Below are 10,645 nucleotides of genomic sequence, written 5' to 3' on the forward strand. Positions count from 1 at the left end.
TTCCCAATGGTACTCGACAAAATCTTGTGACTATTTCTGATGAGGTCATCAGTTGTTCTAAATCACTTGATACCGATTGCTGGTGTACAGTAGCCGAGTAATGGTATGAAAATCGACGTGCAATCGTATCGGAAGTCTATGCTATTCGTCGTCTTAGCTTCCTCTGGGATCGTACTCATTCTTTATTCGTGTGGAGGACTGGATGAGACTTCTCCAGATCCGTATCCAGACCAGGACTCTGTCATCCTCACCGGTGACCCTCAGGGAAGTGTGACGTTCTACTCAGATGGCGGCATACAGGTCCAGACAGTTTCCGTGTGGGTCGCTGAGACGCCGGGCGAAAAGTACGAAGGACTCAGCAATACGAGTCGAGACGATCTTCCGTTGCATACTGGGCTTCTGTTTCCATATCAGACGCAGCAAGAGCGTAGTTTCGTCATGCGGGCGATGAACTATCCGCTGGAGATAGTCTTTATCGCCGAAAACGGGACCGTCACCAGAGTATTCGAAGCTGAGGTAGCAGCTCCTGGAATGTCCAATCAAGACCTGGAAAGATACACTGCAGAGGCACAGTATGTCTTGGAGGTTCGGCAGGGAACTCTCAATTCCTCAGTTGAGCGAGGGAGCCGCACCGAGATTTTGTTTCCCCCTTCTGGCTGAGGGTTCGGCCTTCGGTGATCGTTTCACAACCACCGATCTGTTCGAGCGTGAGCCGAATCCTGGGCAGAAGACGACTATGAGCGGGGAAATCCACACAACACCACATGTAATAAAATATGATTACGACCAGGATAAGCCGGCGTTGAGCTCATCAAGAAAAGCTGGCTGGATCTGAGCTTCCGACGGGAACGCCAGTTGTTCCCCTGTCCGGTTGATGATCGTCTCACGGAGATACGGGTGCGCGGGATCAAAAGAGGGGCTCGCTCGAATACGGTAGTCACTATCGATGGTGAACAGTGCTGCGTCGAACGCCCGATGATGCAGTGAGTTCAGTACGAGAACGTTCTCAGGATGTTCTGCGAGATTTGGCCGTTGGCTTCGTGGAAGAACATGCGCAAGGTCAAGGAGTGCTTCCGTTTCCATGCCAGTCATTGCACAGGCGTGCCCGTACCGAACGAACGTTTCTTCACGAAACGAGTCACTCACTACAGTTTCGGTCCTTTCGTAACGCCGGATTCGATCACTCTGTGCAAGCGTCTCCCCTGTTGGCCACTGTGCTACTTCGCCAGTTTCGACCCAGCGTTGCCACACTTCCGGAGAATAGCTATCGTCGTCCGTCTGCGCCCGGTGATGAAGCCAAGAAAGAGGGACAGACTGTGTGTTGAGGATCGAGAAATGGAAACGATAGTTCGGAATCCGTGTTCCAGAAGCGTCTTCATATGAGTGAACCTCGAAGTGATCGGGGACACAGAGCCCGCAGAATTCAACTACTCCGGACTCCGGCTTGCGAAATACGAGTACTGGAGGGACCTCTTCGCGTTGTCCCGAAGCCGCTCGGTCGAATGCTGCTTTGATTTTCTGGTTGTTCGCAGACTCATCGTAAGGGTTCTCAGCTTTGGCGTCTCCCCAATAACTGATGTAGCCAGCATTAACAGCGAGTGTGTCTTCCCACGGATCGTCATATTGGGAGACACCACTGTCGTTCGAGACAAGCACGAGTGTACTGGTGTCTCGGACCGTGTCGCACTGAGGTCACGAATTCCACCAGTATTTTTGATCCCGCTATCGAGTGGCCCGCGAATCCAGCGCAAAAACTGATCATCACGATTCTTGTAGCTGCCCGTGTCGCGATATCGTTGGCCGACTTGAAATTGAGAATGCATATTGGCACGGTGTTCTGGCCGCGCCATTATAAACTATAGCAGGTGTATCAGGCATACCCAACAAATCTCAGTCAGCGAGCCAGTCAACCGATTCGTTGTGCCGTTTGAGGTACTCCGTCCGAATATTATTCTGGAGTGGTTCGACTTGGTCGCCCGCTTTATCCAGAATTGTTTGTCGAAGAAGACGGCTCTCTGTCTTGAAACCCGGATCAACTCGGAGTCGATAGTCCTCGTCGATCGTGAAGAGTTGGCGGTCAAACGCCGCGTGATGAGTCTTGCTTAGCGGGAGAACGTTTCCCAGGTCGACTCTGTAGTCCGGATACTCACTCCAGGACAGCACGTGTGCAACGTCAAGCAAGCCTCTATGATCGACACCTGAGATCGGGCACTGTCTGTCATACTCGCCAATGACGGTCGCACGAAACTCAGGATCGATTGACCGAGAAACGGCTGTCGTCTCATACGTACTCGCGGAAAATGCTCCGAGCTGGTTGGCGGCACGAGGCGGTTCCTGTGTCCACTTCCTGAGCGCATCCTCAACGAAGGTTCGACCATCGTCTGTGAGAGCAAACTTCTGTCCCTCTTTATCAACGAGGCCGAGACTTCGAAGCCAGTTCGTCCGCTGTTTGGCCATGTCTGTGTTCTCTGGATTCCAGCCCAACTCGGCGTGTGCACGGAGTTGCTGTTCGCCAACCTCTTCGATCGACATAGGTCCAGCGAGGAGTGCATAGAGTAGACTTCGAAGCCCGAGATTCCGTCGACACATGATTTCGGTAAGCATGTCGCGATCATAGTCTGGATAGTACGTCTCTCCCTCAGTTCCGAGCCGCCAGTGGTCATCCTCAGAGGCGAGGAACCCCACATTTTCGAGGTACTCGACACGTCGCATGATCGACTCGCGACTCGACACGCGATCGAATGCGCCGCGGTGCCATCCTAATAATTCGTCCGTAGTTGGGTGATGAGTGTGGACAAACTCTAGGATAGCATCCAGTGTCTCAACGTAGCTGGTCGCCCCACCGAACATTGGGACGATACTTCGGATCCGATCAGAGAGCATGTTTTGAGTGGTTCTGCCTCTATGACATTGATCCTTCGGTCAGACCACAGTCTCTCGTTCTGATTGTCCCTCGCCGAACGGAGCGCAGTAGGTGCCACTCATAGTTTTGTGATCGCCTGCGACAGGCGCAGGCGCGTTTCCCTGTGTGACCACAAATGAAATCACCAGAACAGACGACGTACATCGCCGGTGTCGACGGACAATCCGAGACCAAACTCCCATCGTGGTACCGCACTCACAAAAGTGATCCAACCCCGATGAGTTTCGCCGAGGCAATCAGAAGACTTCCGAGGGCAACGAACACTCCTGTTGCCTACCACAATCCCTATACCAGAGAATGGGTCGAAACTGATCGCTTCAGTGCTATCGTCGAACCCTCGAGACTCCAAGAACAGGAGGAAGACCCCCTGTTCAATGTGCCAACCGACAGCTACTCTATTATCAACCCAACCGACGTCTATGCACCACTCGAAGATGTCCTGCGAGAGACCGAATACGACGATCACAGCTTAGGCGAGGTGGTCTTCGGTGAGATCAGACAATACCGTGGTGGTGGTGAGGTTCACATGGACGTGATGTTCGACGGCCTGTCGATCGACCTCCCCGGTGAGCGCGACCCTATCACGCTTGGTGTCACCTCGGGGTACGACTACTTCGGTGGCCACGCCGTCTACGTCGAAGGCTTCGCCAGAGATACCTACTGTGCGAACTCCATCAGATCACTCACCGATCGCAAGACCGTCAAGCACGTCGGGGATGTCGGCGACTTTCACACCTGGTGGGAGACAATCCTCGACCAACTCGAACTCGTCGTTGACGACTTGCATAGGTTCATCGAAGACGCCCAAGAAATCACTCTCGATGTCACTACTGTTCCTTTTGACCTTCGCGAATTCTACAATCTGCTGGGTTTTCCAGAGTATCTGGCTAAACGTGCGGCCGAGGACGCGCAGGCCGAGTCACCAAACCCCTTCGACATCGATATGTGGACACTACACTCCGGGGCGACATACGCGCTGACGCACTTCTACAGCGGCAAGGAAGGTGCGGCCCTCGACAGGTACACCAGAGTCGCAAATGATATTCTGTTCAACCCGGATGCAACGTTGGATATCGTCAAAGGGGCGTACGAGCAACGGGCAGCTGATGCTACGTCTGCGGACGGACAGACAGGTCTTGAACAGCAATCTGCGCTTGCACAACTTGAACGTGTCAGTAGTGATGTTTTGGAGAAATCTCAGCAATTTGAGTCTCGTGAACAGGAGTTACGGGACCGATTCGACGTACTCTCAAAGTAATATCAGAATCATCTAGCTACACCGTGTATGGATCTAAGCTTCCGTTATGATATTAATTCCTTGCACGGAGCAGAACGAAATTGTCTACCTTCGATTCCAGAGCAACATCTGAACTCTATCGACAATCTTCTACAGAAGTGCGAAAAGGCAAAATATAAACACTCACTAGAGTGTTGAAAATATGTATGGACATGCGTTATCTAAATGGGTGGAAAGAATTTGTAAAAGTGACTCTGGTGGCCTGCCTGCTATTTTCGGCAGGGTTCGGAGTAATGTCTGCGGGTGCAGAATCAACACTTGTTGTAGATGGCGATGCTGATGGGGATGACGAGTATAAGTCTATCCAATCAGCAATCGACAACGCATCAGAAGGCGACGTAATTAGAGTACAAGATGGAACGTATCGAGAGGAACTAACAGTTGGAAAGAATATCTCACTGATTGCACCGAACGGTGCCACACTCAACGGTTCCAATCTACAATTTGGGTATGCAATCACCATCCCAGAGTATTCGAGTGCCTCACCGACAATTCAAGGCTTCAGAATTACTGGTTATTCACCCAGAGGAATTAGTGCTGACCGTACAGAAGGATCATGGACATTAGCAGACCTCAGGTTGGACAACAATTTCAGGCCAGTCTACGCATACGGCGCGTCTGGTGATTTCACACTGTCAAATGTGACGATAGAAAACAATACTGCAGGGTTGATCACCGCCGATACATCTGGTGACTGGACACTCGAAAATAGCACTGTTCAAAGACACAAAGACCCTGGTATCTCGACAGAAGAGTCAAGCGGCAATTGGACGATCACAAACAGTACAATCCAAAATAATGACATAGGGGTACGAGCAGACATATCAGGAGGTGACTGGGAAATCACGAACAGTACAGTAACGCAGAACTTTGATGGTATCAGTGCCACCTCGGCTTCTGGAAACTGGAGTATTACTGAAAATAGAATACATCAGAACCGCCGAACGGGCTTAGTTATTCGCCAGTCAGGTTCCGGCGAAGCAACTCAAAACTGGTGGGGCAGTCAGGATGGTCCTAGCGGTATGTACACAGGAAGTGGAGATGCTATTGCTGGAGTGACAGAGGTCAATCCGATCTACACAGATGAAAAACAATCGACTCTGGAACATCAAGCACAAATTCACAACCATGATCGGGTACAGACTTTCATAGTTGGGACGTCTCAAGAAAGCGACACAGAAACAATTCAGGCCGCTATTGATCAAGCACAAGATGGAGATACAATTAGGGTAGAAGACGCTGAATACTCAGAGCCAATCAGATTGGACGTTGGAGTGGTGCTGGACCTCAACGGTTCCGAGTTGGACGGTTCACAACTCTCGACTGACCTTCCCGGTATCAGAGTAGAAAGTCAAACAGCAACTGCCGAAGTAACAGATGGAATAATTGAAAGCTTTGATGACGCCATTATTGGAGCGGGAGGTGACGGACAGCGAATCATAGAGAACGTTTCAATCAACACAAGGATTGGAATATATGGCTCCGGCCAAACCGACTGGGATATCCGCAACGCAGAGATTGATGCAGACACTAGTGGTATCGAAGCAACATTCTCCAGTGGGGATTGGAACATATCTCAGACTGAGATTAGCAGTTCAACCTACGTAAACGTACAAAAAGGAATAGATGCGGCTGGAACTGATGGAGATTGGAACCTCAGTGATACAGTTATTCAGAACGTTAGCAGTGATGGCATTTCGGCCGACGACGCTACCGGAGATTGGGATATTGTCAATCTGACTATCTCTGAGGCTACCTTGGGGATTGATACAGAGCCCGAATTTTCGACCAGAGAGCCAACAAGCGGAAGTTGGGAGATCAGGGATAGTACATTCGCACATACAGATGTTGGTATCAATGGAATAAGCGTAGTTGGACAATGGAGTGTAGACCAGTCGACTTTCATCGAGAATCAGCATGGCATCAATGCCACGAATGTCCAGACTGAGATCGATGCGACAGGTAATTGGTGGGGTGAAAGCAGTGGTCCAAGCTCTGGTAGCTGTGTTGGAAATGTTGACTGTGGAGATTACTTAACCAGTGCACCAACAACTGATGCCGATTCTGAAGGTGAATTCGTTCTTCCGGATCAAAATACTCCGGCTCAAAATATTGACGCTGATGAGCAACTGGAAGATGTTGACGGAAATGGCCAAGGAAACCTCTTCGATGCACTCGCATATTACAACAATAGAGATAGCTCCGTAATTGAGAATAACATCCCCCAGTTTGATTTCGACGGTGATGGGACCGCTGGAACCTTATTCGACGCGATAGCCCTGTACAATGATGTCTCGTGAAGTATCTCAAGGACAAGATCTGAGACAATCGGAATAATCCGTCTTTGACATCATCTCCGCGCTGAAGCGCGAGGCTTTCGCCTCGAATTTTCCGTAATAACGAGAAATCTTGAGCTTGAAACCAAGGCGATTGACAATTTTCACGCGCGCAGAGTGTGGCGTAGGCGTGGAACGCCGTGATTCCGTGCTTGGTCTCAGAGTAGTAGAGGCCGTCTGTGCCGTCCTCGTCAACGTAGTAGGGTCGCAGGTAGAGGTTTGCGCAGATCTCTATCTGATCGGAGCAATTCGACGATGTCTCGTCGAAGAAGGGCATTAGCGACTCGTTCGCAGGTGGTAGAGGATTGTGCTCGCCGATGGCACTGGAGTTACAGAGCGTCGAGATTGTGGTCCCGTCGGCGGTTACGCCGACGAGGACCGATATGGACGTCTTCTCTCGGCCCCACACTCGAAACGGTGACATCCTCGCGTGGCTTCTCGCTGGCGTCTTGGTCGGCGCCGCCACTGCGGCCGCGCCGCTCGTCTCGGAGTCGGAACCGCTCAGACCCCGTTGAACAACCTGATGTCGCATTCGTAGCACCGCATAAGTGTAAATCGTCAGGACGTCCGTAGATAGTCCATCATGGGTTCGTAGACCTCCCCTCGTTGCTTCAGATTCTGTATCCCGTCCCTGGTATGGTTTTCGTGAATCCGAGCGACTGCTCTAGGTGGACGACTTCCTCGACGGGTGCGCCCTCGTCAGTTCCGGCTTCGAGATTCTGGATGAGACCTTTGACAGTCTGGCACCTCGTCTTTGGATATTGCTGATAGCTGCCGCGGTGAAATATATAAATGAGACGGACGGGAAATCCCTCAGTTGCGCGGAAAATGCTATATGTGTCGTCCGCCCCGCGCTGGACTACGAGATTTCTGACCTCGTGTGGCTGTCGCCTCGATGGCGAACCGAGCAAATACGATGAAGTCGGCGGTCTGACTGCGGCGGCGATGCTGGTGCTGGTGAAAGAAAGGTCCGAGGTACGCTTCGGGCGGCGTCTAGTTATTATAGCGCCCCGAGTCGACGAGCGCACCCATATCAGCGGTTGCAAGAGCGAAGAGTCGTTATCGCTTGCTCGGACAATACTCACTGCCGCCAAACGCAGCCATCGATGTCGTGCGAGTCTCCCCGAGGTACGACTCGATATCGTTGGTCGTCCAGCCCAGCGGCGAGAGAATACTCTCCGTCGCTCGAATCGCACGCTCGCGGTAACAGCTCACGTCGTAGGAAGTGCCCGACTTCACTTCTCCAGCCAGCCGAACACGGTCGATCGAGTCGGCATCGTCATTGGCGACGACGAACGCGACAGATTCGCCGGGCGAGACATCGATACCGTGGTCGGCAGCGCGTTCAAGCGCGGCGACGGACCGCGTTCGGTGGGTGTACTCGCCCGAGTGCTTGCTCACGCGGGTCGTGATGGTGAGGTCCGAAGGGGGAACGTCCCCGTGCCGAAGCTGCCGGAGGTGCCGCCCGAGCCGGTCACACACGTCCTCGGGCGAGCGAGTGCGATTCAAAACGGATAGCAGGTCACGCTGGACATCTTCAACCCACTCACTGGTCGAGCGCTGGCGAGACTCGATGCCGCGGACCTTCCGGGACCCGTCAGGACGGACGCCGAAGTATCGAGTGAGCGCGCCGGCGTCGCCATCCCGCCGCGGGCAGAACGCCACCCAGTCGAAGGTACTCTCATACTCCAGATCAATCCCGACGCGCTCGGATATCTCGGCCGCCAGCATCTCGATTGGTTCCGGGTCGTCGACGCCGTCCCGTGGGGTCACCCAGATGGAGTCGACGATACCGTGCAGGACATGCCACCCGCCCGCTTCGAGGTGCTCCTTTGCAGTGAGAAGGATATCTCGGGCGTACGCATTTATCGCCTCGTGGACCTCGATGCGACCGAACTTCGCGTTCGAGAACCCCTGATAGCCGAAACAACTGACGAGAATCCACTTCAGCGCGCTCGACTGCCCCTCCAAAGCGACCCTTTCAGCCGAATCGAGGTTGCCCTCGGCCAGATGCTCTTTGATTGCCGCGCGGTCGTCGATGATCGGCCCGAGGACATCCGGGAGAAAACCGTCGTCGTCACAGACCGAATAGCCCAGTTCTGGAACGTCCACGCTGTCGTGGCATCGACAGCGGACCGTCTCGGGAGAGAGATTCCGCGTACAGATGATGTTCGGATACAGCGACGCAAAGTCCAGTTCATGGACGTCCTCGTGAACGCCGACGACCGGCGAGAGCGTCGTCCCGCCGCGGTCTGCGTCGTGGAGTGTCGCGGCGGTTTTGAACCGCTCAGGACGCCACGCGTGCCACTGAACGAGGACCCCTCGCGAGCGGGCCTCGCGGATCTGGATTGCGGTGAGGACGTTCCCGATGCTAGCCCACGAGAGTTCCTGTAGTGGCTTCCGGGAGCGTTCGACCAGATCAAGCGCCCCGGCGAGATTCGTCTCGTCCAGAAAGAAGGTGTTCGAGCGGTCGACCACCACACGTCCGGGGACGTTGTACCGCGCTGGCGAGTGACGGCGCTGTCCATACGACTCAAAGGTCGACTCGCCGGCAAGTCGCTGGAAGATGGGGACCGTCTCCGCCGGTCGGTTCGGTGGGACGCGCTTCAGTCCGAGGTCCACATCGTTTTCGCGGGCTACTCGCGCCGCCAGCGGAATAATAGCGGCGCGCTCAACAGAGAGGATATCCGGGTCGTCGTCAGGCAGCCGATTAGCGACCGTCTCGATGGCCTCCCGAGAGGTGTCGCCGGCCGGGACAGTCCGTGTCTCTGTTGGCCGATCCGCACCCGAGGCCGATGGAGCGGTTGTCTCCTTCCCGATCTGAAGTTCCGAGAGGTCCTCGTCGGCGGCTGCCTCCCGAGACAGATCGAGTCGCAGCTGTGTCGGTGGCCGCGCTGGCATCGGTGATGCGTCCCGGTCGAGACAAAAGCGAAACTCCGGAGAGAAGTCAACATCAAACGAACGGAAGGGATGCTGTCCGGGCGGTCCTCGACGCTCGACAAACCGCGCCACCTTCCGAACGACATCGACACGGTCGGCCTCGATAGCCAAGACCGGCTGCTCATCAAACCGGAATCCCGGTCGCCGGCGCTCGATGCGGGACGTCACGACTGCGGGATGGGTAGCCAAGTCTTCTCGGAGGTCCTGAAGCTCGGACTTGCAGCGCTCGGCGTCTGGGGCCGTCTCCGTCATCCCGCGGGCAGTCACGGCGTACAGCGTCGGTCTGTACTCTCGATGACTTTCGGCCGTCCATCCGGGGTCGTCGACGGTCCCGGTCAGCGACCACGTGATTGGTTGGTCCAGAAAGTCGACAGTGAACACCATCGGTCAGTCCCCGCTGTCGTCGTCCTCGATGCGCGCTTCGAGTTCGTCGATACGGCGTTCCTGAGCAAGGGTAACGGCGACCAGCAGCGGGACTACAGGTGACTCATGGTTGAGCGCGCCCCCGGCGTCGGCATGGCGTCGTGCATGTGCTAGCAGTCGGTCGAACCGTGCCTGGTCCTCGTGCCGGAGAGTACGCCTGAACGGCTGCCAACGACTCTCGAAGCGACTGATGAGGTCCCGGAACGTCGGATTCGTCCGTCCCATGTCTCACCCCTCCAGCGTTCCGGGCGTCGATGGCGTGACCGGCCCGGGTTCTCCTGTCTCGGAAGCGTCGGCGACCTCGGGGTGGCGCATCGCTAGGACGTCCTGCCAGAACGACAACGTCGTCTGGAGGTGTCCATGGCCGACCGGGTAAGCCAGCGTTTCGAAGTCCAGCGCATCACAGTCAAACCGAGCACCGAACTCGGTCTCGACCAGCGAGATGGTCGTCGACGCGCGGGCTATCGGCGCAGTGTACTCGTCCTCGCGGGTACGGGTCAGGACGACCGGGATCGAGTGCTCCCTCGCAAGAGAGCCGAGGACAGCAATCGTCCGGCAGAGCATCGCCCGTGAGACGCCGGGTGACAGCTCGCCACCGCGATACAGGGCGCGACGGCCGGGCAGACGATCACGCTGGGCGTCGGTCCTGAGAGCGCCGAGTGGCCAGTGGTCCCAGCCGTGGCCGCAGCCGGCCGGACCCTCGCGCGACGCGGCGTGGTGGTGGCT

General features: G+C 55.1%; 8 protein-coding genes and 2 pseudogenes. 4 read left to right on the forward strand and 6 right to left on the reverse strand.

What is annotated here, in order from left to right:
- Positions 1-105: 105 nt before the first annotated feature.
- Positions 106-660: a DUF192 domain-containing protein gene (locus GJ629_RS03520; protein WP_157511781.1), complete on the forward strand. Its 555-nt coding sequence runs from the start codon at positions 106-108 to the stop codon at positions 658-660.
- 120 nt (positions 661-780) lie between these two features.
- On the opposite strand, the gene GJ629_RS17860 is transcribed toward GJ629_RS03520, so the two are convergent.
- Together GJ629_RS17860 and GJ629_RS03530 are read right to left on the reverse strand one after the other, a co-directional pair.
- Positions 781-1,656, reverse strand: a complete 876-nt coding sequence (locus GJ629_RS17860; RefSeq protein ID WP_370515770.1) for an HNH endonuclease — start codon at positions 1,654-1,656, stop codon at positions 781-783.
- Between the two features lie 234 nt (positions 1,657-1,890).
- Positions 1,891-2,712 carry an HNH endonuclease gene (locus GJ629_RS03530; RefSeq protein ID WP_231754470.1) on the reverse strand — a complete coding sequence of 274 codons (822 nt, stop codon included), beginning with the start codon at positions 2,710-2,712 and terminating at the stop codon, positions 1,891-1,893.
- 326 nt (positions 2,713-3,038) lie between these two features.
- Between GJ629_RS03530 and GJ629_RS03535 the strand changes: the two genes are divergently transcribed.
- Both GJ629_RS03535 and GJ629_RS03540 read left to right on the forward strand, forming a co-directional pair.
- Complete coding sequence (locus GJ629_RS03535) at positions 3,039-4,181, forward strand: hypothetical protein (RefSeq protein WP_157511782.1); 1,143 nt, start codon at positions 3,039-3,041, stop codon at positions 4,179-4,181.
- 185 nt (positions 4,182-4,366) lie between these two features.
- The gene (locus tag GJ629_RS03540) at positions 4,367-6,520 is read left to right on the forward strand and encodes a right-handed parallel beta-helix repeat-containing protein (protein ID WP_157511783.1); all 2,154 of its coding nucleotides are present in this window, start codon (positions 4,367-4,369) and stop codon (positions 6,518-6,520) included.
- A 142-nt stretch (positions 6,521-6,662) separates the two neighbouring features.
- On the opposite strand, the pseudogene GJ629_RS03545 reads toward GJ629_RS03540, so the two are convergent.
- Positions 6,663-6,935 (reverse strand): annotated as a pseudogene (locus GJ629_RS03545) (ISH3 family transposase); the annotation flags it as partial.
- A gap of 4 nt (positions 6,936-6,939) precedes the next feature.
- On the opposite strand from GJ629_RS03545, the gene GJ629_RS17475 reads away from it, so the two are divergent.
- The gene (locus GJ629_RS17475) at positions 6,940-7,071 is read left to right on the forward strand and encodes a hypothetical protein (protein ID WP_255475202.1); all 132 of its coding nucleotides are present in this window, start codon (positions 6,940-6,942) and stop codon (positions 7,069-7,071) included.
- A gap of 544 nt (positions 7,072-7,615) precedes the next feature.
- Here GJ629_RS17475 and GJ629_RS03550 read toward each other — a convergent pair.
- The 3 genes and pseudogenes from GJ629_RS03550 to GJ629_RS03560 form a co-directional block, all read right to left on the reverse strand.
- Positions 7,616-9,880, reverse strand: a complete 2,265-nt coding sequence (locus GJ629_RS03550; RefSeq protein ID WP_157511784.1) for a type B DNA-directed DNA polymerase — start codon at positions 9,878-9,880, stop codon at positions 7,616-7,618.
- Between the two features lie 3 nt (positions 9,881-9,883).
- Entirely contained in the window at positions 9,884-10,144 is a 261-nt protein-coding gene (locus GJ629_RS03555; RefSeq protein WP_157511785.1) for a hypothetical protein, read from the reverse strand.
- Positions 10,145-10,147: 3 nt separating this feature from the next.
- Positions 10,148-10,645: pseudogene (locus tag GJ629_RS03560) on the reverse strand (hypothetical protein); the annotation flags it as partial.

Origin of the sequence: Halapricum sp. CBA1109 (assembly GCF_009741825.1) — an archaeon.
In the GTDB taxonomy this organism is placed as follows: Archaea; Halobacteriota; Halobacteria; order Halobacteriales; family Haloarculaceae; genus Halapricum.

Bases quoted from the DNA above. Each gene is read 5' to 3' on its own strand.
- GJ629_RS03520 (WP_157511781.1), top strand. From the start codon at position 106: ATGAAAATCGACGTGCAATCGTATCGGAAGTCTATGCTATTCGTCGTC.
- GJ629_RS03530 (WP_231754470.1), bottom strand. From the start codon at position 2,712: ATGCGACGTGTCGAGTACCTCGAAAATGTGGGGTTCCTCGCCTCTGAG.
- GJ629_RS03535 (WP_157511782.1), top strand. From the start codon at position 3,039: ATGAAATCACCAGAACAGACGACGTACATCGCCGGTGTCGACGGACAA.
- GJ629_RS03540 (WP_157511783.1), top strand. From the start codon at position 4,367: ATGGACATGCGTTATCTAAATGGGTGGAAAGAATTTGTAAAAGTGACT.
- GJ629_RS17475 (WP_255475202.1), top strand. From the start codon at position 6,940: ATGGACGTCTTCTCTCGGCCCCACACTCGAAACGGTGACATCCTCGCG.
- GJ629_RS03550 (WP_157511784.1), bottom strand. From the start codon at position 9,880: ATGGTGTTCACTGTCGACTTTCTGGACCAACCAATCACGTGGTCGCTG.
- GJ629_RS03555 (WP_157511785.1), bottom strand. From the start codon at position 10,144: ATGGGACGGACGAATCCGACGTTCCGGGACCTCATCAGTCGCTTCGAG.